Source organism: Streptomyces longisporus (genome assembly GCF_039532765.1).
In the GTDB taxonomy this organism is placed as follows: Bacteria; Actinomycetota; Actinomycetes; order Streptomycetales; family Streptomycetaceae; genus Streptomyces; species Streptomyces longisporus.
In genome coordinates, this window is the sequence record NZ_BAAASG010000023.1 from 104977 (window position 1) to 127620 (window position 22644).

The 22644-nt window shown below is 71.5% G+C and carries 16 protein-coding genes; 5 read left to right on the plus strand and 11 right to left on the minus strand.

All coding sequences use genetic code 11. The features are described from left to right. Positions 1-55: 55 nt before the first annotated feature. Both ABD355_RS36985 and ABD355_RS36990 read left to right on the plus strand, forming a co-directional pair. Entirely contained in the window at positions 56-1288 is a 1233-nt protein-coding gene (locus tag ABD355_RS36985; protein ID WP_344405405.1) for a TOMM precursor leader peptide-binding protein, read from the plus strand. Continuing rightward, on the plus strand, positions 1281-2645 hold the full coding sequence (locus ABD355_RS36990) for an ABC1 kinase family protein (RefSeq protein WP_344405406.1): 1365 nt from the start codon (positions 1281-1283) through the stop codon (positions 2643-2645). The genes ABD355_RS36985 and ABD355_RS36990 overlap by 8 nt, the downstream gene beginning before the upstream one ends. Positions 2646-2797: 152 nt before the next feature. Here the strand turns inward: ABD355_RS36990 and ABD355_RS36995 are convergent, their stop codons facing one another. The 5 genes from ABD355_RS36995 to ABD355_RS37015 all read right to left on the minus strand — a co-directional run bounded on the left by ABD355_RS36995 (position 2798) and on the right by ABD355_RS37015 (position 6692). Then, positions 2798-3007: a hypothetical protein gene (locus ABD355_RS36995; protein WP_344405407.1), complete on the minus strand. Its 210-nt coding sequence runs from the start codon at positions 3005-3007 to the stop codon at positions 2798-2800. Positions 3008-3142: 135 nt separating this feature from the next. After that, entirely contained in the window at positions 3143-3466 is a 324-nt protein-coding gene (locus tag ABD355_RS37000) for a hypothetical protein (RefSeq protein WP_344405408.1), read from the minus strand. Then, a complete protein-coding gene (locus ABD355_RS37005; RefSeq protein WP_020119791.1) occupies positions 3463-3831 on the minus strand; it encodes a WhiB family transcriptional regulator in 369 nt (122 codons plus the stop codon). The genes ABD355_RS37000 and ABD355_RS37005 overlap by 4 nt, the downstream gene beginning before the upstream one ends. Positions 3832-4006: 175 nt before the next feature. Then, positions 4007-4330, minus strand: coding sequence for a hypothetical protein (locus ABD355_RS37010; RefSeq protein ID WP_344405410.1), 324 nt, complete (start codon positions 4328-4330; stop codon positions 4007-4009). A 166-nt stretch (positions 4331-4496) separates the two neighbouring features. Next, positions 4497-6692, minus strand: coding sequence for an ATP-dependent DNA helicase UvrD2 (locus ABD355_RS37015; protein ID WP_344405411.1), 2196 nt, complete (start codon positions 6690-6692; stop codon positions 4497-4499). Between the two features lie 183 nt (positions 6693-6875). Here ABD355_RS37015 and ABD355_RS37020 point away from each other — a divergent pair, with 183 nt between their 5' ends. Then, positions 6876-7118, plus strand: a complete 243-nt coding sequence (locus ABD355_RS37020; protein WP_115906059.1) for a mycoredoxin — start codon at positions 6876-6878, stop codon at positions 7116-7118. A 41-nt stretch (positions 7119-7159) separates the two neighbouring features. On the opposite strand, the gene ABD355_RS37025 is transcribed toward ABD355_RS37020, so the two are convergent. The 6 genes from ABD355_RS37025 to ABD355_RS37050 all read right to left on the minus strand — a co-directional run bounded on the left by ABD355_RS37025 (position 7160) and on the right by ABD355_RS37050 (position 18032). Further along, on the minus strand, positions 7160-7768 hold the full coding sequence (locus ABD355_RS37025) for a class I SAM-dependent methyltransferase (RefSeq protein ID WP_344405412.1): 609 nt from the start codon (positions 7766-7768) through the stop codon (positions 7160-7162). A 13-nt stretch (positions 7769-7781) separates the two neighbouring features. Beyond that, complete coding sequence (gene nudC, locus ABD355_RS37030) at positions 7782-8726, minus strand: NAD(+) diphosphatase (protein WP_344405413.1); 945 nt, start codon at positions 8724-8726, stop codon at positions 7782-7784. Between the two features lie 156 nt (positions 8727-8882). Next, entirely contained in the window at positions 8883-10295 is a 1413-nt protein-coding gene (locus ABD355_RS37035) for a dipeptidase (RefSeq protein ID WP_344405414.1), read from the minus strand. 10 nt (positions 10296-10305) lie between these two features. Beyond that, the gene (locus ABD355_RS37040) at positions 10306-13863 is read right to left on the minus strand and encodes an ATP-dependent helicase (protein ID WP_344405415.1); all 3558 of its coding nucleotides are present in this window, start codon (positions 13861-13863) and stop codon (positions 10306-10308) included. Between the two features lie 120 nt (positions 13864-13983). Then, complete coding sequence (locus ABD355_RS37045; protein ID WP_344405416.1) at positions 13984-17388, minus strand: ATP-dependent helicase; 3405 nt, start codon at positions 17386-17388, stop codon at positions 13984-13986. Between the two features lie 257 nt (positions 17389-17645). Next, the gene (locus ABD355_RS37050; protein ID WP_344405417.1) at positions 17646-18032 is read right to left on the minus strand and encodes an MGMT family protein; all 387 of its coding nucleotides are present in this window, start codon (positions 18030-18032) and stop codon (positions 17646-17648) included. 186 nt (positions 18033-18218) lie between these two features. Here ABD355_RS37050 and ABD355_RS37055 point away from each other — a divergent pair, with 186 nt between their 5' ends. Beyond that, on the plus strand, positions 18219-20963 hold the full coding sequence (locus ABD355_RS37055; RefSeq protein WP_344405418.1) for a lysylphosphatidylglycerol synthase domain-containing protein: 2745 nt from the start codon (positions 18219-18221) through the stop codon (positions 20961-20963). A gap of 77 nt (positions 20964-21040) precedes the next feature. Continuing rightward, positions 21041-22594 carry an alpha/beta hydrolase gene (locus ABD355_RS37060; protein ID WP_344405419.1) on the plus strand — a complete coding sequence of 518 codons (1554 nt, stop codon included), beginning with the start codon at positions 21041-21043 and terminating at the stop codon, positions 22592-22594. Positions 22595-22644: the final 50 nt, after the last annotated feature.

Here is a 22644-nt window from a genome sequence, read left to right on the forward strand (position 1 = left end):
CGACCGAGCTCCACCGGCGGACGGGAATGTTCTACGAGGGCTACGGGGGCCTGTCATGGATGCGATGGTTCCGCTCGCGCCGATCATGAAGCCGGCGCTCAGGCGCGGCTGGCGCGATCTCAACACCGTGCAGTTCGGAATGGCACCGGCGCACGCACTCACGCTGGGGCCGGTGGACACGGCAACGGGCAGCTTCCTGGACCTGCTCAACGGCACCCGCGGACTGCCCCTCCTACGCGAGGAGGGACGCCGGATGGACCTGCCCGACGGTCACGTCGACAGACTGGTGGAGCGGCTGGCACGGGCCGGCCTCCTCGACGACGCAAAGGGCGGCGGGCCGGCCGCCGACGCACTGCGCGCCAAGAAAGACGTCCTCGCCCGGCTGCGCCCGGACCTCGCCTCACTCTCCCTGACCACCACCGAACCGGGCGACGCCATCAGCCGCCTGGCCGCGCGCCGCTCACTGCGGGTACAGGTACGGGGTGCGGGCCGGGTGGGCTCGATGCTGGCCTCACTGCTGGCGGGCGCCGGCATCGGTGAGGTCGATGTGCGGGACGTCGGCAAGGTCGAGGCCGGCGACGTGGCGCCGGGCGGCCTGCCCGCCGAGTCCATCGGCGACCGCAGGGACGAAGCCGCCCGGCAGACCGTACGCCGGTCCGCCCCCGACCGCCCGCCGCGCCGCAGCAACACGGCCCCGCCCCCGGACGGCGAGCCCGGCTTCTCCCTGGTGATCCTCGCCCCACGCGACGACGTCGCCGTCCACGCCCCCGCCCCGTCCACCGCCGAACCCCTCATCGCCTCGGGTACACCGCATCTGTACGCCGGGGTCGTGGAGGCGACCGGCGTCGTCGGACCCCTCGTCCTTCCCGGTGAGACGGGCTGCGCGGGCTGTCTGCACGAGGGCCGCACCGATCGGGATCCGGCCTGGCCCCGGCTGGTCGCGCAATGGCGCTCCGGCACCCCACGCCAGGCCCGGCCCTGCGACCTTGCGCTGGCCACGACGGTGGCCGGGCTTGCGGCCGCACACGCCCTCGCCTTCCTGGACGGCCGGGTCCCGACGAGCGCCGGAGCACGCTGGGAGGTGTCCCTGCCCGCTCTGACCTGGCATGCACGACCGGTCTGGGCACATCCCGCATGCTCCTGCGGGGCCGCGGACAAAGGTAAGGGAGAACACACCTCCGAGGACGAGGAGTCACACGAGACAATGAGGGGGCAACGGTCGCCGAAGGAGCTGAGCCGTACGGCACAAGCGGCGCGGCCGGCAGGGACTTGGAGGGCGCATGTCTGATCTTCCCCGCAAGGCGGTCACCCGGACCGCCAAGCTCGCCGCGCTCCCGCTCGGCTTCGCCGGACGGGCGACCTGGGGACTGGGCAAGCGGATCGTCGGGGAGTCGGCGGAGATCGTCGGCCGCGAGCTGCAACAGCGCACGGCGGAGCAGCTGTTCAAGGTGCTCGGCGAGCTCAAGGGCGGGGCCATGAAGTTCGGCCAGGCCCTGTCGGTCTTCGAGTCGGCACTGCCCGAGGAGGTCGCCGGCCCCTACCGTGCGGCGCTGACGAAGCTGCAGGAGGCCGCGCCGCCGATGCCGACCAGCACCGTGCACCGCGTGCTGGATGAGCGGCTCGGCGAGGACTGGCCCGACCTGTTCCTGGAGTTCGAGGACAAGCCAGCCGCCGCGGCCTCGATCGGACAGGTCCACCGCGGGGTGTGGCACGACGGCCGCGAGGTGGCGGTCAAGGTGCAGTACCCGGGTGCCGGCGAGGCCCTCCTGTCGGACCTGAACCAGTTGAGCCGTTTCGCCCGTCTACTGGGCCCGCTGATCCCCGGCATGGACATCAAGCCTCTGATCGCGGAGCTCAGGGACCGGGTCTCGGAGGAGCTGGACTACGGTCTGGAGGCCCAGGCCCAGCAGGCGCACGCCGAGGAGTTCATGCACGATCCGGACGTGGTGGTGCCGGGTGTGGTTCACCAGTGCGACCAGGTCCTGATCACCGAGTGGATCGACGGAATCCCCCTCTCGGAGATCATCTCGGGCGGCACCCGGGAACAGCGCGACCGGGCCGGTCAGCTCCTGGCCCGCTTCCTCTTCTCGGGCCCGGCCCGCACCGGCCTGCTCCATGCCGACCCGCATCCTGGCAACTTCCGACTGCTGCCCGGCGGCCCCGGCGGCGAGGACGACTGGCGCCTGGGTGTTCTGGACTTCGGCACGGTCGACCGCCTCCCGGGCGGCCTGCCGGCCCCCATCGGAGACTCGCTGCGCATGACCCTCGACGGCGAGGCGGAGGCCGTCTACGAACTCCTCTGCGCGGAGGGCTTCGTCAAGGAATCCATCGAGCTGGATCCGAGCGCCGTCCTCGACTATCTCCTGCCGATCATCGAACCGGCCCGGGTCGACGAGTTCACCTTCACCCGCGGCTGGATGCGCAGCCAGGCGGCCCGCATCGCCGATCCCCGCTCCCCCGCCTACCAGCTGGGCAAGCAGCTGAACCTGCCACCGGCGTACCTGCTGATACACCGGGTGACCTTGAGCACAATCGGCGTGCTGTGCCAGCTGGGGTCGACGGTGCGACTGCGCGAGGAGTTGGAGGAGTGGCTGCCTGGGTTCGCAGAGGAAGCCACTGAGGAGGAGCCGGCCGCGGAGGCTTGATCGGCCTGCCGGGCCCGGCCGCTACTGGAGGCTGCCGGGCCCAGGCTGCGCTGCTGCGGGCCGGCGGGTTGTGCTGCCTCGCTGTGGGCTGCGGGGCTTTCTCTCGGAGGGGTGGGGGCGGGGGCGGGGGGGGAGGCCCCCAGAGGGACGTCTCACCACCAGGCGGAGTCCAGCCGCCCCTCGATCGCCCTGAGGTTCTCCCGCGAGCAGCCGTCGCAGAAATACTGGCGAGCGCCGTTTTCCACGGAGCAGGTCCAGGTGGGCTGCGGACCCGCCGCCCAGGCGCCACAGCGGCCGCACACCAGGGGTGGGGGCTCCGCGGGGGAGCCTGAGTCGTCACTGCCTCCGGGAAGACTCGTCACCCGGTGACGATAACGCCGCGGTGGGTGGATCGCGGGCACAACGCACCGCGGGGGCCGGTCCGTTCGGACGGACCGGCCCCCGCGGGGAGCTACCGCCTCCCGGGGTCGGGAGGCCACCGCTTCAGGTGTGATCGGTTACTGCATGACCGCCATGGCGAGCGCGCGGCGGGCGCGCATCGAGGCGCGCTCTGCCCGGCGCTGCATCCGGCGGGCGGTCGCCAGGCGCGCTGCCTGGCGTTCCCGCTCGGCCTCATGCAGTTGGTCGTGCATATGCGCACGAGCCAGGGCTTCTTGGAGGAGTTGCATCTCTCGGGTCCTGTTCTGACGCGAGCCCGTCGCGCCTGTGGTGGTGAAATCTTCGATCGCGGAGCCGGCGGGCTCGTTGGTGGACGGCTTCATCGGGGCCTGCTTCTTGGGGTCGTTCGTGAGGGGGCGGTCGATGGTTCCGGTGATGTTCATGCTGTGACCGGGTTCTTGCGCGGGCGGCCACGCGGCCGCTTCCGGGCGACGACGACACCCTGGACGAACAGCTCGCCACCCCAGACGCCCCAGGGCTCACGCCGCTCCTTGGCGCCGGCGAGGCAGGCCTCCATCAGCGGGCAGGTGCGGCAGAGGGACTTGGCGTACTCGACGTCGGCCGGCGACTCGGCGAAGAAGACCTCCGGGTCGTAGGAGCGGCAGGGGACGGGTACGCCGAGGTTCTCGATGGCGTCGTCGAGCGCGGTGAGCGCAGTGAGCGGGATCAAGGTGGAGTCCTCCGTGAGGCCGGGCGGGGGGATCGTTTCGGAAGGCGGTACGGACGGGGCGTGCGCTTCGAGTTGCACGGTTCGTCTTCCTCGTCTGGTCGTTCCGGTCCTGTTGGACCGGGTGGCGGCTGGTACCGGGTTCAGCTCTTGTCCCGAGGCCCCTTCGCTCCGTTGTCCCCGTTCGGGGAAAACAGAAGGGCCGCGGATCCCGGATGGGGTTCCGCGGCCCTGAAGGCGCCGGCCTGATCGGCGATCAGGCTGGATCACTCCAGGGTTCTGGCCCACGGAAGGCCCACATCAGGTGGTGCTGCGTCGTCTGCTTCCGGCTTCCGGCACCGGCCGCCGTAAAGGCATAGGCCTGCGCCTGTGCCACTACTGCTTCCAGTGCCTTGGTCGGTCGCTCATTGCGCTCACGGATGGGAAGACCCGTGAGAGAAACGAGGGCGGACGCCAGACGACCGGCACGAATGCCGGACAGACCGGTGCCCTGGTTGGAGGCGCCGAGCATGCACGTGGAGACGACCGAGCGATCGGTCAGTTTGGCGGTGCTGACGGAGCTGGTGCTGATGCTGATCACTTCAATCGCCTCCTCTCGGCGTCTCGGGGGACTGGGGGTGAGCCAGTCCGACGGATATGCAAGTAGAACACGGAATCGGGGCCTCCGAGAAGGCCTCCGTCCCCGTGCCTAAGAACCTATGGGGATTGCTGGGGCATGCGCAAACTATTTTTTCGACGAGTTTGAATCAGTCCCCTTCGTCCTGTTCTCCGGGTTCGCGGCCTGCGCAGAGAGCCAGGACATCGGCCCCGTAGCGGTTGAGCTTGCGTACGCCGACTCCGGGGATCCGTGCCAGTTCGCCCTCCTCGTCGGGGGCGGCCTCGGCGATGGCCATCAGTGTCTTGTCGGTGAAGATGCAGAAGGCGGGCTGTCCGCTGCGCTGCGCCTGGTCCGCGCGCCACTCGCGCAGTCGCTGGTAGAGGCCCTCGTCCATGTCGGTGGGGCAGTCCTCGCAGCGCATCAGTTTCATCTCGCCGGCGTCGGTGAGTGTGCGCCCGCAGACCCGGCAGCGGGCCGGGGTGCGCTGTGTGCGCCGGGGTACGGCGTCCGGTCTGCTGGTGAAGCCGCGCTCGACTCCCCCTGCGCCGCTCGCCGCGGTGCGGCCGACGGTGGCGGTGGAGCCCGGTCGCAGGCCGTCCAGGAAGCGGCTGGGACGGCGGTTGGGGCGGCCGCCGGGTGAGCGGGACAGCGACCAGGAGACGTGAAGGCGCTCCCTGGCCCGGGTGACGCCGACGTAGAGGAGGCGGCGTTCCTCCTCGATCTGCTCGTCGGTCTTGGCGTAGGTGATCGGCATCATGCCCTCGGCGACGCCGACCAGGAAGACGACGTCCCATTCGAGGCCCTTGGCGGAGTGGAGGGAGGCCAGGGTGACGCCCTGGACGGTGGGGGCGTGCTGGGCGTTGGCGCGTTCGTCGAGTTCGGCGACGAGGTCGCTGAGGGTGGCGGCGGGTTTGGCGGCGGCGAAGTCGTGCGCGAGGTTCACGAGGGCGGCGAGGGAGTCCCAGCGCTCTCGGACCGCGCCGGAGCCTGCTGGGGGCTGGGGCGTCCAGCCTTCTCCGGAGAGCACGGCACGTACCTGGGAGGGCAGGTCCACGGCGTCGTCGAGGAGGGAGTCGTTGCCGCCGAAGCGTGCCGCGCCGCGCAGGGCGACGCCGGCCTTGCGTACCTCGGGGCGGTCGAAGAACCGCTCGGCGCCGCGCAGCTGGTAGGGGACCCCGGCGTCGGCGAGGGCTTGTTCGTAGGTCTCGGACTGGGAGTTCGTCCGGAACAGGATGGCGATTTCGCTGGCGGGGACGCCGGCGTCCATGAGTTCGCGGATGCGGCGGGCGGCGCCCTCGGCTTCGGCGGGTTCGTCGGTGTACTCGGTGTAGCCGGGTTCGGGGCCCGGGTCGCGTTGTGAGATCAGTTCGAGGCGGTGGTCGGCTGCGCGGCCTCGGGCCTGGGCGAGGAGGCCGTTGGCGAGATGGACGACCTGGGGGGTGGAGCGGTAGTCGCGGACGAGTTTGACGACGGTGGCTCCGGGGTGGCGGGTGCGGAAGTCGAGGAGGTGGTCGGGGGTCGCTCCGGTGAACGAGTAGATCGTCTGGCTGGCGTCGCCGACGACGCACAGGTTGTCCCGTTCGCCGAGCCACAGTTCGAGGAGTCGCTGCTGGAGGGGGCTGACGTCCTGGTACTCGTCGACGACGAAGTGCTGGTACTGGGAGCGGACCTGGTCGGCGATGTCGTGCCGGTCCTGGAGGATGGCGACGGTGAGCAGCAGGACGTCCTCGAAGTCGATGACGGAGCGGTCCCGTTTGAGGTCTTCGTAGACGGAGTAGAGCTGGGCGATCTCGGCCGGGTCGCGGGGGGTGTCGCGGCCGGCCTTGGCGGCGGCGGGGGCGTAGTCGGCGGGGACGGTCTGGGTGACCTTGGACCATTCGATTTCGGCGGTGACGTCCCGCAGCTCGCCGCGGTCGAGGCGGATGCGGCAGGCGGCGGCTGCGTCGGCGACGAGTTGGATCTTGCGGTCGACGAGCCGTGGCATGGAGCCGCCGACTGCTTTCGGCCAGAAGTACTGGAGCTGGCGCAGGGCGGCCGAGTGGAAGGTGCGGGCCTGGACTCCGGCGGCGCCGAGGTGGCGCAGTCGGCCGCGCATCTCGCCGGCGGCGCGGTTGGTGAAGGTGACGGCGAGCACGCTGGAGGGCTGGAGAATTCCGGCGCGGACTCCGTAGGCGATGCGGTGGGTGATCGCCCGGGTCTTGCCGGTTCCGGCGCCGGCCAGTACGCACACCGGTCCGCGCAGGGCGGTGGCCACCTCGCGCTGTTCGGGGTCGAGCCCTTCGAGCACGGCATCGGGTGTGTCCGGTACCTGGGGGAAGAGCGTGGAGTGCGTTGCTGCTGTCACATGGCCATGCTGCCAGGTCGTCGGAGACGGGTGCGGTGGTTGTCCACAGGCAGGTACCTGCAGTCGTACTAATGCGGCAGGCGTCACGTGGGGTGCGGTACCGCGTGCGGGAATGGTGGCTGTTTCAAGTACGTTCCATCTCTGCGACTAAGCATCCCCGAGCAGCTGAGGAGCGCGAGAGACATGCCGGGCACTGTGACGATGTACAGCACCACGTGGTGTGGCTATTGCCGTCGGCTGAAGAGCCAGATGGACCGTGAGGGCATCGCGTACAACGAGATCAACATCGAGCAGGACCCGGATTCCGCGGCGTTCGTGGAGAAGGCGAATGGCGGAAACCAGACGGTGCCGACGGTGCTGTTCCCGGATGGTTCGACGCTGACGAATCCGTCGCTGGCGCAGGTGAAGCAGAAGATCGGCGCGTAGGCGTCGCAGGGTTTTGTCCGGAGGGCGGTTCCTGAGTCGGCTCAGGAACCGCCTTCTTGTGGTTTGTCCCACACTGCGGTGTAGCGCCACAGCAGTCGGCGGCGGAAGCGGCAGCCGGGCAGCAGACGGTGTGCGGCTTTGCGGGCCTCGGTCCAGTGCATGGCCGAGTCCTTGACGGGCATGCCGGCCGGGCCCCGTTTGCCGCCTCGCAGCCGTGCGTTCAGCAGGCTGAAGGGCAGGCCGCAGCCGCTGATCACCCAGTCGAGGGCGGTGTGGTTGTACGCCATCCCGACGATCATCAGTCTGCCGCCGGGGGCGAGCAGTCGTACCAGGCCCCGCACGGCGTCCTCGAACGGTGCGTGGTGGACCACGGCGACGGCGCTGACGAAGTCGTACGTGCTCTCGGGGAGGGTGTCGTCGAGGTAGTCGCCCTCCTGGAATGTGACGTTGTCCGGTGTCTGCTCGCGCGCGAGCCGGATCATTTCCGGCGAGCGGTCCATGCCTGTCACCGATTCGGCTTTCTGTGCCAGCTTGCGTGCGAGCAGCCCGTCACCGCATCCGACGTCCAGGGCGGTCCGGCAGCCGTCGGGGACGGCTGCGAGGACGGCGGGATGGTAGTGGACGTTGTGGTTCCAGTACGGGTCTGTCATCGCGGCGTCCGGTTCAGACGAAGCTCCTCGTCGGCAGGGGCTTGCCGTACCACATCTCGATCAGGCGGGCGGCGATGGAGATGCCGTAGGGGGGCAGTACCTCGCCGGCTTCGAAGGCGGCGCCGAGTTCGTCTCTGGAGAACCAGCGGGCTTCGTGGATCTCGTCGCCGTCGACGTTGATCTCGGTGGAGGTGGCGCGGGCCATGAAGCCGAGCATGAGGCTGGACGGGAAGGGCCAGGGCTGGCTGGCGACGTACTCGACCGCGCCGACGGTGATGCCGGCCTCCTCGAAGACCTCGCGGCGCACCGACTGCTCGATGGACTCGCCGGGTTCGACGAAGCCGGCGAGCGTGGAGAAGCGGCCTTCGGGCCAGTGGACCTGCCGGCCGAGCAGGATGCGGTCCTCCTCGTCGGTGACGGCCATGATCACGGCGGGGTCGGTGCGCGGGTAGTGCTCGGCGCCGCAGGCGGAGCAGCGGCGGATGTGGCCGGCGGCGGCGATGACCGTGCGTTCGCCGCAGCGGGAGCAGAAGCGGTGGGTGCGCTGCCAGTTCTCCAGGCCGACCGCGTGCACCATCAGGCCGGTGTCGCGGGGGGACAGCAGGAGGCCGGCCTCGCGCAGGCCCGCGGGGCGTGCCGACTGGTCGATGCGGCCGGGCAGGGCGTCCTTCTGGAGGGCGAAGTAGCTGATGCCCTCCTCGTCGGTGCCCAGGAAGTAGCGGTGGGCCTCGGTCAGGGGGGCTTCGAAGGAGGGGGTCATGACGAGTTCGGTGCGGCCGTCGGCCGTCTCGTCGATGAGGACCTGGCCGCCTGAGACCACGAAGCAGCGGGTCGTGGGGTGGCTCCATGCCGCTGCGAGCCAGGCCTCGTCGAGGCGGTGGTGGGCGGCGCGGTCGATGCCGCTGGGGGCGGTGAGGGAGATGGGGCGGTCGGCGGTGTGGTCGGTCCAGGTGGTCACGGGTGCTTCCAACTCCCCCAGTGGAACGGATTGTTTCGGCGGGCGGTACGGCGGTACGGACGGCGGGAGGCGAACGGGTCCGGCGGGGCTGGGCGGTGCGGGGCGGCTCTTTCAGTGTGCCCCGCGCGCGGTGCCGCTACGGACGGCGCGGGGCGCTCAGGGTGCATGGCGCCAGGTGTCGGCGAGGTCGGCCCACAGGTGTGCGCTGGTCTCGACGCCTTTGAGGAGCAGGTCGAGCTCGACTTTCTCGTTCGGGGCGTGCCAGCCGTCGGAGGGGACGGAGATGCCCAGGAAGAGCACGGCTGCCCCGAGGACTTCCTGGAGGTCGGCGGCGGGTCCGGAGCCGCCCTCGCGGGTGAAGCGGACGGGCTTGTCGAAGGCGCGGCCCATCGCGCGGGCGACGGACTGCAGGGCGGGGTGGTCCAGTGGTGTCAGGCACGGGCGGGTGGCCGCGGCGAACGTGATCTCGTACCGGATCCCGGCGGGCACCTGCTCGGCGGCCCAGGCGCGGACGGCCTTCTCGATGTGGTCGGGGTCCTGGCCCGCGACCAGGCGGAAGGAGAGCTTCACCATGGCCGTGGACGGGATGATCGTCTTGCTGCCGGGGCCCTGGAAGCCGCCACCGATGCCGTTGACCTCGGCGGTGGGGCGGGCCCAGATGCGCTCCAGGGTGGTGTGTCCGGCCTCGCCGTGGGTGGCGTACGACTTGGCGGTGCGCAGCCACTGCTGCTCGTCGAAGGGCAGTTCGGCGAAGAGTTCGCGTTCGCGGTCGGTGAGTTCGACGATGCCGTCGTAGAAGCCGGGGATCGCCACGCGTGCGTGCTCGTCGTGCAGGGCGGCGACCAGGCGGGCGGCGGCGGTGGCCGGGTTGGGGACGGCGCCGCCGAAGGAGCCGGAGTGGATGTCCTGGTCGGGGCCGGAGAAGTGGATCTCGCACTCGGCGAGGCCGCGCATGCCGGTGCACACGGTGGGGGTGTCCTCGGACCACATCCCGGTGTCGGAGACGATCACGGCGTCGGCGGCGAGCCGGTCGGCGTGCTGTTCGACGAGGGTGCGGAAGTTCGGTGAGCCGGACTCTTCCTCGCCCTCGATCAGCAGCTTCAGGTTGACCGCGGGGGCGGTGCGGCCGGTGGCGGCGAGGTGGGCGCGAACGCCGAGTGTGTGGAAGAACACCTGGCCCTTGTCGTCGGCCGCACCGCGCGCGTGGAGACGGTTTCCGCGGACGACGGGTTCGAAGGGGTCGCTGTCCCAGCCGTCCTCGCGGGCGGCGGGCTGCACGTCGTGATGGCCGTAGACGAGGACGGTGGGTGCCGCGGGGTCGGTGGCGGGCCACTCGGCGAAGACGGCCGGGGCGCCCGGTGTCTCCCAGACCTCCGCGGTGGTGAAGCCGGTGTCCTTGAGTTTGGCGGCGAGCCAGTCTGCGCTGCGTCGTACATCGGGTGCGTGGTCGGGCTGGGCCGACACGGACGGGATGCGCAGCCACTCGGCGAGGTCGTCGAGGAAGGCGGCGCGGTGCTGCTCGATATACGTACGGACGGCGCTGACGGCACTGTCAACGGGCTGGCTCATGGTCACGAGCCTATCGGCCCGCACTGACATCCTCGGTGGGCGGTTCCTCACAGTTTGCTTGTGCGGCCGGCTCGTCCAGCAGCAGCCGCTCCAGTGCGGCCCGGTCCGGCAGGCCTTCCGGTCGTACAACCTCACCAGTGCGTACGTACAGGAACGCGGCGTTGACGGACTCCAGGGGCACGCCCTGCTGCTCGGCCCAGGCGAGCCGGTAGAGGGCGAGCTGGAGGGGGTCGGCGGTGCGCGAGCGGCTGGTCTTCCAGTCGACGATCTCGTACGTCGTCCCGTTGCCGTCGTCGTCCTTGTAGACGGCGTCGATGCGGCCCCGGACGACACGACCGGCGATGGCGAGCTGGAAGGGCGCTTCGACGCGGTGGGGTGTGCGGTGGGCGTACTCGGTGCGTTCGAAGGCGTCCTTGAGGGCTTCCAGGTCGCGTTCGTCGGCGATCTCGGTCTCGCTGCCGGGCAGTTCCTCGGGTTCCAGCATCGGCAGGGTGAGTTCTTCGAAGCGGGCCTCGACCCAGGCGTGGAAGCGGGTGCCCCGGCGCGCGGCGGGTTGCGGGGGGTGCGGCATGGGGCGTGCGAGTTCCTGCGCGAAACCGTCGGGGTCGGTGGCCAGGCGCAGCACCTGGGAAGCGGTGAGGGACGCCGGGAGGGGGACGTCTGTGACGGCCTCCCGGGCGCGCAGGAGTTCGCCGGTGAGGGCGTCGAGGTCGCGGTCCCAGGAGGCGAGGGTGCGGGCCTCTTCCGGGGTGAGGCGGGTGGGGGCGGCGGCGCGGCGGCCAGGGGTGGTGCGGGCGCGCTCGGCAGCGGCTTTCGGTGTGGCGGGGTGTGGGCGTGCGCCCTGGTGCCCGGTTTCCTCCGGAGCCGCTGCCTGGTGCGGGACGGTCGGGCGGTCCGTGGACCAGGCGTCCCAGTCGGCCGGGTTCTCCTCGGCGAAGAGGTCCTCCTCTCCGTACGGCAGGTCCGCTTCGTACGGCAGGTCCTCGTCGTCCGGCGGCGGGGGCCACTCCGGGTCGTCGTGACTGTCCGGGTCGTGTGTGGCGGCGGGGTGGCCGTCCAGGTGGGAGGCGAGGTCCTCCAGGTGGGCGAGGACCGTTTCGGCGGCCGTCCGGCGCCGGGCCAGGGATGCCTCGTCCAGGGGGAGGGGCCAGACCTGGTCGGCGGTCGCCGTGTGCAGGGCCGGGTTCTCCTCGCCCTCGGGGGGTTCGTCCGCCCACGCCTCGATCTCGCCGTATCCGGCCGCGCAGTGGTCGTGGAGGGCCTGCAGGAAGTCGGACGGGCCGCGGGGCTTCTTCTGGGTGGGGCCCCACCAGTGGCCGGAGCCGAGGAGAAGGGAGCGGGGGCGGGTGAAGGTGACGTAGCCGAGGCGGAGTTCCTCGGTGTGCTGGTGTTCCTTCATGGCCTCCTGGAAGGCCTTGAGGCCTCGGGAGTCCCAGGAGTCGACGTCGGGGAGGGTGTCGGCGTCGCCGCGCAGTTCGTGGGGCAGGACCTTGCCCTGGGCGGTCCACTTCTCGCGGCCCTGGGTGCTGGGGAAGGTGCCGGTGACCAGGCCGGGGACGGCGACCACGTCCCACTCCAGGCCCTTGGACTTGTGGGCGGTGAGGACCTTCACGGTGTTCTCGCCCCCTGGCAGGGCGTTGTCGAGGCCCTTCTCGTACTGGGCGGCGGTGCGCAAGAAGCCGAGGAAGGCGAGCAGGGTGGCCTCGCCGTCGCCGGCGGCGAAGGAGGCGGCGATGTCCAGGAAGTTGGAGAGGGTCTCGCGGCGGCGGGCGGCCAGGGCGTGCGGGGACGCCGACAGCTCCACTTCCAGGCCGGTGACGGCGAGGACACGGTGCAGGACGTCCATGAGCGGGTCGGCCAGTGAACGGCGCAGGTCGCGCAGTTCGGCGGCCAGGCGGGCGAACCGCACGCGCGCGTCCGGGGAGAAGGGCAGCCCGTCGTCCTCCTGTTCGGCGTCGAGCGGCATCTCCAGGAACGTGTCCAGGGCGTCCGCGAGGGAGGTCACCTCGGACGGGTCGACTCCCTCGACGGCTTCGGCCAGCCGACGGTCGGGGTCGTCATCGTCGCCCACGCGCGCGTGGGCGACGAGGAGCCGGGCGCGGCGTCCCAGGAGGGCGAGGTCGCGGGGGCCGATGCGCCAGCGCGGGCCGGTCAGCAGGCGGACCAGGGAGGCGTTGGCGCCGGGGTCCTGGAGGACCTCGCAGACGGCGACCAGGTCGGCGATCTCGGGCAGGTGCAGCAGCCCGGACAGGCCGACCACCTCGACGGGGACGTCCCGGGCGACGAGCGCACCCTGGATCTCGGCGAAGTCGGTTGCCGTACGGCACAGGACGGCGATCTCACCGGGCGCCTTCCCGGTGTCGACGAGGTGGGCGACGGAGTCGGCGATCCAGTCGATCTCCTCGGCGTGGGTGGGCAGCAGCGCGCAGCGCACGATGCCGTCGCGTTCGGCGCCGGGAGCCGGGCGGAGGGCCTCCACGCCCGCGTGCATGGCGCGCAGGGGCTCCGCGAGGCCGTTGGCGAGGTCGAGGAGACGGCCGCCGCTGCGGCGGTTCTCGCTCAGTGCCTGGCGGGTGGCCGGGCGGCCGCCGGGGTGCGCGAAGTGCTCCGGGAAGTCGTCCAGGTTGGCGACGGAGGCGCCGCGCCAGCCGTAGATCGCCTGACAGGGGTCGCCGACTGCGGTCACGGGGTGGCCGGTTCCGTCGCCGAACAGGCCCGCCAGGAGGATGCGTTGGGCGACCGAGGTGTCCTGGTACTCGTCGAGGAGGACGACACGGAACTCGTCGCGCAGGATGCGGCCCACCTCGGGGATGCGGGCGAGCTGTGCGGACAGGGCGATCTGGTCGCCGAAGTCGAGGAGGTCGCGCTCGCGTTTGGCGGCGCGGTAGCGCACCACCAGGTCGGCGAGTTCACGGCGGGCGGCAGCGGCTTCGGGGACCTTGCGCAGGTCGGCGTTGGTGAGCTTGACGCCCTCCAGGGTGCGCAGCAGCCCGGTGTCGTACGCGCGCAGTTCCTCGGGCCGTACGAGGTGCTCGGCGAGTTCGGCGTCGAGGGCGAGCAGGTCGCTGACGAGGTCCGCGAAGGAGCGGGTGAGCGCCGGGTAGGGGCCCGGGGCCTCGCGCAGTACGCGCGCGGCGAGCTGGTAGCGGGTGGCGTCGGCGAGCAGACGGGCGGTCGGTTCCAGGCCGATGCGCAGGCCGTGGTCGGTCAGGAGGCGGCCCGCGAAGGCGTGGTACGTCGAGATCACGGGCTCGCCCGGCGGATGGTCCGGGTCGATGACGTCCGGGTCGGTGACGCCCGCCTTGACGAGCGCCTTGCGGACGCGCTCGGCGAGTTCACCGGCCGCCTTGTTGGTGAAGGTGAGACCGAGGACCTGTTCGGGGGCGACCTGCCCGGTGCCGACCAGCCACACCACGCGTGCGGCCATCACCGTCGTCTTGCCCGATCCGGCTCCGGCCACGATCACCTGCGGGGCGGGCGGCGCGATGATGCAGGCCGTCTGCTCCGGGGTGAACGGAATCCCGAGGAGCTCCTTGAGCTGATCGGGATCGGTGATACGGGGCGGCACGTCAGAGAGGCTAGCGGCGGCCACTGACAGTGGAGGCCCGAATCGACCTCCGGGCGGGGAGAAGCGCAGGTCAGCACGCGTGGTGGGGTCGATCACAAAGGGCCCGGAAGATCGCACGCGTCACTCGACCACGTGTCGCCCTTCGGCCCTCGCACTGCAGGACGCCTGGAAGGCGCAGTGCGAACAGTGCTGGCCGGCGCTGGGTGTGAACCGTTCGTCGAGGACCTTCCCGGCGGCGTTGGCCAGCAGCTCGCCGACCCACTCCCCCGCCGCACGCTCGATGGGGTCCTGGGCCTGCACCTTGGGCAGGGTCTCGCCGCCGTCGCGCCGGGCGGCGCCCTGGCGCAGCTGGACCAGTTCGGCGCCGCCGGGTTCGGGACGCACGCCGTCGAAGACCTCGTCGACGGCGCCTTCGCGCACGGCGAGCTGGTAGACGGCGAGCTGGGGGTGGCGCGCCACCTCGCGGGCGGTGGGCGCCTGTTTGCCGGTCTTGAAGTCGACGACGTAGGCGCGGCCCTCGCCGTCGGCCTCGACGCGGTCCATGGAGCCACGGATGCGGACCTCGTACTCGCCCGCTTCGAGGGTGACGTCGAAGCCGTGCTCGCTGGCCACCGAAGTGCGGCCGGTGCGGTCCATGACGTGCCACTTCAGGAAGCGTTCGAGCGCCACGCGCGCGTTCTCCTTCTCCTGCGCCGACTTCCACGGCGCGTCGAAGGCGAGCGCGTTCCACACGGAGTCCAGGCGCTCCATGAGGACGGCGAGGTCGGCGGGAGTGTGTCCGGAGGCGACCTCGTCGGCGAGGACGTGCACCACGTTGCCGAAGCCCTGGGCGGCCGTCGCGGGCGCGTCGGCCTTCACCTCGCGGCTCAGGAACCACTGCAGGGCGCAGGTGTTGGCGAGCTGGTCGAGGGCGCTGCCCGAGAGCACGACGGGCTGGTCGCGGTTGCGCAGCGGCACCTTGCTCTCGGTCGGCTCGTACATGCCCCACCAGCGGTAGGGATGGGCGGAGGGGACGAGTGGGCGGCCGTCCTCGTCGGCGAGCGCGGCGAGCCGGGCCAGGCGGTGGGCGGCGGCCTCCCTGAGGGTGTCCGAGACGCGCGGGTCGACGGTGGTGGCGCGCAGTTCGGCGACGAGCGCGGCGACGGACAGCGGGCGGCGCGGGCGGCCCGTGACGTCCCTGGGTTCGACGCCGAGCTCGGTGAGGAAGCGGGAGGGCTGGTCACCGTCGTCCGCGGGGGCCTTCACCGCGGTGACGACGAGACGTTCACGCGCGCGCGTGGCGGCCACGTAGAACAGGCGGCGTTCCTCCGCGAGCAGCGCGCCCGGGGTGAGCGGTTCGGCGAGTCCGTCGCGGCCGATGCGGTCGGCTTCCAGGAGGGAGCCCCGGCGGCGCAGGTCCGGCCACAGTCCCTCCTGCACGCCCGCGACGACGACCAGGCGCCACTCCAGGCCCTTGGAGCGGTGCGCGGTCATCAGGCGTACGGCGTCGGGGCGGACGGCACGCCGCGTGAGGGTGTCGGCGGCGATGTCCTCGGCCTCGATCTCCTCCAGGAAGTTGAGGGCGCCCCGGCCGCCGGTGCGCTCCTCCGCGCGCGCGGCGGTCGCGAACAGTGCGCACACGGCGTCCAGGTCGCGGTCGGCGTTGCGCCCGGCGGCGCCGCCGCGCCGCGCGGACCGCTCCAGCCGGGCCGGCCACGGTGTGCCGTCCCACAGGTCCCACAGGGCCTCTTCGGCCGTGCCGCCGCTCGCGAGGCGCTCGCGGGCGGCGCGCAGCAGTGCGCCGAGCCGCTGGGCGCCCCGCGCGTACGCGGGGTCGTGCGCGACGAGGCGCTCCGGCTCGGCCAGCGCCCGCGCGAGCAGCTCGTCCGAGGGCGGCGGCAGCGGGTTTCCCGCGGCCCGCTCCTCGTCGCGCAGGGCACGCCCGAGGCGGCGCAGGTCGGCTGCGTCCATGCCGGCCAGGGGGGAGGCCAGCAGGGTCAGGGCGGTTTCGGTGGCGAGCCAGCACGCGGCGGTCCCGGTCTCTTCGGAGACGGGCCCTGGAGAGACGGCCTCTTCGGGACCGTCCTCCTCGGGCAGGGCGCCTTCGGAGGCGGGCTCGGCACCTGCGGCGTCCGGCACTTCGGTCCGCGCCGCCTCCGCCTCGGCCACCGCCCGCAGTGCCGTCAGCAGCGGTGCCACGGCCGGTTCGTGCCGCAGCGGCAGGTCGTCACCGTCGATGTCCAGGGGCACGCCCGCCGCGGTGAGCGCGCGGCGGACCGTGGGAATGGTGCGCGATCCGGCCCGCACCAGTACGGCCATCTCACGCCAGGGGACGCCGTCCTCCAGGTGTGCCCGGCGCAGGATGTCGGCGATGTTGTCCAGCTCGGTGCCGGGCGTCGGGTACGTGTACACCTCGACGCGGCCGCCGTCCCGCACCGGGGTGAGGTCGCGATGCGCGCGTACTTTCTCGGCCGGGAGCCGGGTGAGCGGCATGCGCTGGGTGAGCAGCCGGGTCGCGGCGAGCAGGGCGGCACCGGAGCGGCGCGAGGTGCGCAGGACCTCGACGGGCGCGGGGCGGCCGTCCGCGCGCGGGAAGGCGCCCGGGAACTCGAGGATGCCGCCCACGTCCGCACCGCGGAACGCGTAGATCGACTGGTCGGGGTCGCCGAAGGCGACGAGGGTGCGGCCGCCGCCTGCGAGGGCGTGCAGCAGCCGTACCTGGGCGGCGTCCGTGTCCTGGTACTCGTCCACGAAGACGGCGTCGTAGCGCGCGGCGAGCCGCTCGGCGGCCTCGGGGCGGCGGGCGAGGAGGACCGCGCGGTGGACCAGTTCCGCATAGTCCAGCACGCCCTGCAGGTCGAGCACGTCGAGATACTCGGCGAGGAAGGTGGCCGCGGCACGCCAGTCGGGGCGGCCGATGCGGCGGGCGAAGGCGTCCAGCGCGCCGGGTCCGAGGCCCAGTTCGCGGCTTCGGGCGAGGACCGCGCGGACCTCGTCGGCGAAGCCCCGGGTGGTCAGGCAGGCCCGCAGTTCGTCGGGCCAGCGCACATGTGCCAGGCCGAGCCGTTCCAGGTCGGCCTGGCCCGCGAGCAGTTCCCGGACGGTCACGTCCTGCTCGGGGCCGGACAGCAGCCGCAGCGGTTCCACGAACAGGTCGTTGTCCTGGTGGGCGCGGACCAGGGCGTAGCAGAACGAGTGGAAGGTGGTCGCCTGGGGCGCGCGTGCCGCCCCTATGCGCAGTGCCATGCGGTCGCGCAGTTCGACGGCCGCCTTGCGGCTGAACGTCAGCACCAGGATGCGCTCGGGGTCCCCGCCACGGGCGATCCGCGCCGCCACGGACTCGACGAGCGTGGTGGTCTTGCCGGTGCCCGGACCTGCGAGGACGAGCAGCGGTCCGGCCTTGTGGTCAACCACGGAGCGCTGTGGCGCGTCAAGACGAGGGGGATCCTGTCGGCTCGGCGGGGTACGCAGCAGTCGGTAGGCGCCGCGGCCCCCCTGTCGCACCCGGGGGTGCGACAGGCGCCTGGTGGAGGAAGAGGAGCTCACGTGGTTCGCCGGTCCTGGTGGTCGTACTGGTCGTCGGACCACCGCACGTGCACGGCGGTGATCGGGAGGTGAGGGGGGCAGGTGCAGCCGACGCTACGCCGACGCAGGTTGCGGAAGCAGGGCTTCCTCTTCTTCCCTCGCGACACGCGTATCCCGCACGTCCCTCGTCCCACGAACGTACGCCATGCCACAAACGTGCCCCTCGTCCCCCGTACGGATCACGGGTCACACACCGGCCCGTCCCATGGCGGAAGCTTTCAGGTGTGACCGTCTGCGCGTTCGCCGCCGTCCCATCGCGCCCGCCTCATGTCGAGGCGCGGCAGGTGACCCTCGGCGGTCCTGCTCGCCTCCTTCAGGGGGGTGCCCTCAGCGCGGTAGTGATCGAGAGCACGCAGTTCGTGTCCCGGGAGCAGGGCGCCGTCCGCGCGCACGACGCGCCACCACGGGACGGCTCCGCCGTAAAGGGCCATCACTCGGCCGACCTGACGGGGGCCGCCCTGCTCCAGCCATTCGGCGACGTCCCCGTACGTCATGACACGCCCGGGCGGGATCAGTTCGGCGACCTCGAGTACCCGCTCGGCGTACTCCGGCAGCGCGTCCGCGTGCCCCGGACCGGCGTCCCACGGAAGGCTCTCCTCGCTCATCCGGCCCATCCTGCCGCATGCCACCGACAGCGTGACGCGCTCGCAACGATGCGTATCCCTCGCCCCCGGGCGGCGCTTCCGGCAGACTGTGCGCCCCCGCTCTTGCACCCTGATGCCCCCGTGTGTCGGTGGAGCATGCCACCATCATGCGGGCGGTGACCGGTGATACGAGACCAAGAAGAGACGATGAAGCAGCAGGGTGCGCACCCAGAGGACGCCAAGAGCGCCTCTGACGCCTCGTCGCGCCCCGGCAACGGCTCCGGCTCGGGCACCGACGGCAAGGACACCGCTTCGAAGGACGTCCACCCGGGCGAGGACGGCTTCCTGGACGAGACGCACATCGACGAGGTCGAGGGCGACGAACCGCTGCTCCCCGCGCGCGTGCACCGCCCGTCGGATCTGATGCGCCTCCTGGTGGGCGTGCTCGGGATCATCCTGCTGCTGGCGATCGCCGCGTTCGCCCACGGCACCACCTCGGGCCTCGAACAGGACATCAACAAGGGCACCGGGCAGGCGCCCGACCTGCTCATCAAGATCGCCGGTCTGGCCTCCAGCATCGCGATCCTGCTGGTACCGGTCGCGTTCGCGATCGAACGGCTGATCAAGCGCGACGGGCTGCGCATCGCCGACGGCGTGCTCGCGGCGGTCCTCGCGCACGGAGTGACTCTCGCCACAGACCTGTGGGTCGCCAAGGGCGCCCCCGGCTCCATCCAGGAAGCGCTCACCCAGCCCTCCCCCGGCGACATCCACGCCCTGACGGACCCGGTGCACGGTTATCTCGCGCCGGTCATCGCGTACATGACGGCCGTCGGCATGTCGCGGCGGCCGCGCTGGCGCGCGGTGCTGTGGACGGTGCTGCTCCTCGATGCGTTCTCCATGCTCGTCTCCGGCTACACGACACCGTTCTCGATCATCCTGACGGTGCTGATCGGCTGGACCGTGGCCTACGGGACGCTGTACGCGGTCGGCTCGCCCAACGTCCGCCCCACCGGGCGGACGCTGATGGCGGGTCTGCGGCACGTCGGATTCCGCCCGGTGACCGCGTCGCGCGAGGAAGTTCCGGAGACACCGGAGACCGGCGACCGCGGACGGCGCTACTTCGTCACCCTTGAGGACGGCCCGCCCCTGGACGTGACGGTCGTCGACCGTGAGCAGCAGGCGCAGGGGTTCTTCTACCGCGTGTGGCGCAATCTGACGCTGCGCGGCTTCGCCACCCGCAGCAGTCTCCAGTCGTTGCGCCAGGCACTGGAGCAGGAGGCCCTGCTCGCCTACGCGGCGATCGCGGCCGGCGCGAACGCGCCCAAGCTGATCGCGACCTCCGAGCTCGGTCCCGACGCCGTGATGCTCGTCTACGAGCACACCGGCGGGCGCACCCTCGACACCCTCGCGGACGAGGAGATCACCGACGAGCTGCTGCACGACACCTGGCACCAGGTACGCGCACTGCAGTCCCGGCGCATCGCGCACCGCAGACTGGTGGGTGACGCGATTCTGGTGGATCGTTCCGGCACGGTCATCCTCACCGACCTGCGCGTCGGTGAGATCGCGGCCGGTGATCTGCTGCTGCGCATGGACATCTCGCAGCTCCTGGTGACGCTCGGGCTGCGGGTGGGCGCCGAGCGCGCGGTGGCGTCGGCGGTGGCCGTGCTCGGTCCGGACGACGTGGCCGACTGCCTGCCGATGCTGCAGCCCATCGCGCTCAGCCGCACCTCCCGAGCGACCCTGCGCAAGCTGGCCCGGGAAAGGGCCCAGCGCGAGCGGGAGGCGGTCCTGGAGGCGTCCCGGCAGGCCAAACAGGACCGCCTGGAAGAGGCCCCGGACGAGACCGGCCCGGGACTCGACAAGCCCGACAAGAAGGCCGTACGCGCTGAGCAGCGGGCCGAGAAGCGGGCCATCGACGAAGCCATCGACGAGGCGCGCGAGGAGGACCTGCTCACGCAGATCCGGCACCAGGTGTTGTTGATCAGACCGCAGGCGCCGGTCGAGCCGGCCCGGCTCGAGCGGGTACGGCCGCGGACGCTGATCAGTTTCATCGCCGGTGCCATCGGCGCGTATTTCCTGCTGACGCAGCTCACCCATATCGAGTTCGGTCCTCTGGTCGCCAACGCGCAGTGGGGCTGGGTCGTCGCGGCCGTGCTGTTCTCGGCGCTGAGCTACGTCGCGGCGGCCATGGCCCTCCTGGGGTTCGTGCCGGAACGGGTGCCGTTCCTGCGGGCCGTGGCGGCGCAGGTCGCCGGGTCGTTCGTCAAGATCGTCGCGCCGGCCGCGGTGGGCGGTGTAGCCCTCAACACGCGTTTCCTGCAGCGCGCGGGAGTACGCCCGGGGCTCGCGGTGGCGAGCGTCGGCGCCTCGCAGCTGTTCGGGCTCGGCTGCCACATCCTGATGCTGCTGTCGTTCGGCTATCTGACCGGCACCGAGAAGACGCCGTCCCTGTCGCCGTCCCGGACCGTCATCGCGGGTCTGCTGACGGTGGCCGTGCTCGTCCTCGTCGTCACCTCGGTGCCGTTCCTGCGCAAATTCGTCGCCACGCGCGTGCGGTCGCTCTTCGCCGGCGTCGTGCCGCGCATGCTGGACGTGCTGCAGCGGCCGCAGAAGCTCGTCACCGGCATCGGCGGCATGCTGCTGCTGACCGCCTGCTTCGTGATGTGCCTGGACGCCTCGATCCGCGCCTTCGGCCAGGCAGGGACCTCACTCAGCATCGCCAGCGTCGCCGTGGTCTTCCTCGCCGGCAACGCGCTCGGCTCCGCGGCCCCGACCCCGGGCGGCGTGGGCGCCGTGGAGGCGACCCTGACGGTCGGCCTGATCGCCGTGGGCCTGCCCAAGGAAGTGGCGGCCCCCGCCGTGCTGCTGTTCCGGCTGCTGACGCTGTGGCTGCCCGTGCTGCCGGGCTGGCTGGCCTTCAACCAACTGTCGCGCAAGGGTGCGCTGTAGTACGAAGACCGTAGCCGGGCTACCTCTTACGGCCCGTGCCCCGAGCGCCCACGCGCGCGTGACGACAGGATGGGAGCATGCCGAACCCTTTCCGCCCGCGCGCGGCCGCCCTGACCGCCACCCTCCTGCTGCTGTCCTCCGTGCTGGCGGGCTGCAGCGACAGCTCCAAGGACGCCAAGGACGGGGACCTGTCGGCGCAGAAGCTGGACTGGAAGGACTGTCCGGCCCCGTCCGCGGCGGAAGGCGGCGGCAACGCCCCGTCGCCCCTGCCGAACGGCGGCCAGTGGCAGTGCGCCACCATGAAGGCGCCCCTCGACTGGGCGAAGCCCAAGGGCGACACGATCGGCATCGCGCTGATCAGGGCGAAGACCAGTGGCGACAGCAGCAAACGCATCGGCTCGCTCGTCTTCAACTTCGGCGGTCCCGGCGGCTCGGGCGTCACCACCCTGCCCGCCTTCGGCCAGGACTACGCGAAACTGCGCACCCGCTACGACCTGGTCAGCTTCGACCCCCGCGGCGTCGGCAGCAGCGCCCCCGTGAAATGCGAGAACGACCAGCAGCTCGACGCGTACTTCCAGCAGGACGCGACCCCCGACGACGCCGGCGAGCGCACCGCGTACCTCGACAACACCAAGAAGTTCAACGCGGCCTGCGAGAAGAACTCCAAGAAGGTGCTGCCGTATGTGCGCACCACCGACGCGGCCCGTGACATGGACCTCATGCGGCAGGTTCTCGGCGACGACAAGCTGTACTACTTCGGCATCTCGTACGGCACCGAACTCGGCGGCGTCTACGCCCACTTGTTCCCGAAGAAGGTGGGCCGCGCCGTCCTCGACGCGGTCGTCGATCCGACGCAGAACGCCGAGCAGAGCTCGCTCGGACAGGCCAAGGGCTTCCAGCTCGCGCTCGACAACTACGCCGCGGACTGCACGTCGAAGGCCGGTGCCTGCCCGATCGGCAACACCCCGCAGGACGTGAAGGACCGTATCGCCAAGCTGCTCAGGGACCTCGACGCGAAGCCGATCCCCGGCATCCTCCCCCGCCGACTGACCCAGACCGCCGCGACCAACGGCATCGCGCAGGCCCTGTACTCCAAGGACTACTGGCAGTACCTCACCGAAGGCCTGCAACAGGCGTACAGCGGCGACGGCAAGGTCCTCATGGCCCTGTCCGACTCGCTGAACGGGCGCAGCGAGAACGGCGAGTACAGCAACATCACCGCCGCCAACATCGCCATCAACTGCGCCGACGAGAAGCCCCGTTACAGCACGGCCTACGTGGAGCAGAAACTGCCCGAGTTCCGGGCCGCCTCACCGCTGTTCGGTGACTTCCTGGCCTGGTCCATGCTCAGCTGCACCGACTGGCCCGTCGCGGGGGCCGCCGACCATCCGGACGTGAGCGCGCCGGGAGCCGCGCCGATCCTCGTCGTGGGCAACACCGGCGACCCCGCCACGCCGTACGAGGGTGCGAAGAAGATGGTCGACGCGCTGGGCAAGGGCGTCGGCGTGGAGCTGACGTACAAGGGGCAGGGGCACGGCTCCTACGACAGCAAGAACAAGTGCGTGCAGGCCGCCGTGAACGGCTATCTGCTGGACGGGAAGGTACCGGCGGCCGGCACCGTCTGTTCCTGAGACCCGACCCGCGTTTGCGGTAAAGCAGCAGGTCAGAAGGTTATCCACAG

Bases quoted from the DNA above. Each gene is read 5' to 3' on its own strand.
- ABD355_RS37035 (WP_344405414.1), bottom strand. From the start codon at position 10,295: ATGAGCCAGCCCGTTGACAGTGCCGTCAGCGCCGTCCGTACGTATATC.
- ABD355_RS36985 (WP_344405405.1), top strand. From the start codon at position 56: ATGGATGCGATGGTTCCGCTCGCGCCGATCATGAAGCCGGCGCTCAGG.
- ABD355_RS37025 (WP_344405412.1), bottom strand. From the start codon at position 7,768: ATGACAGACCCGTACTGGAACCACAACGTCCACTACCATCCCGCCGTC.
- ABD355_RS36990 (WP_344405406.1), top strand. From the start codon at position 1,281: ATGTCTGATCTTCCCCGCAAGGCGGTCACCCGGACCGCCAAGCTCGCC.
- ABD355_RS37050 (WP_344405417.1), bottom strand. From the start codon at position 18,032: ATGAGCGAGGAGAGCCTTCCGTGGGACGCCGGTCCGGGGCACGCGGAC.
- ABD355_RS37000 (WP_344405408.1), bottom strand. From the start codon at position 3,466: ATGAACATCACCGGAACCATCGACCGCCCCCTCACGAACGACCCCAAG.
- ABD355_RS37060 (WP_344405419.1), top strand. From the start codon at position 21,041: ATGCCGAACCCTTTCCGCCCGCGCGCGGCCGCCCTGACCGCCACCCTC.
- ABD355_RS37055 (WP_344405418.1), top strand. From the start codon at position 18,219: ATGAAGCAGCAGGGTGCGCACCCAGAGGACGCCAAGAGCGCCTCTGAC.
- ABD355_RS37020 (WP_115906059.1), top strand. From the start codon at position 6,876: ATGCCGGGCACTGTGACGATGTACAGCACCACGTGGTGTGGCTATTGC.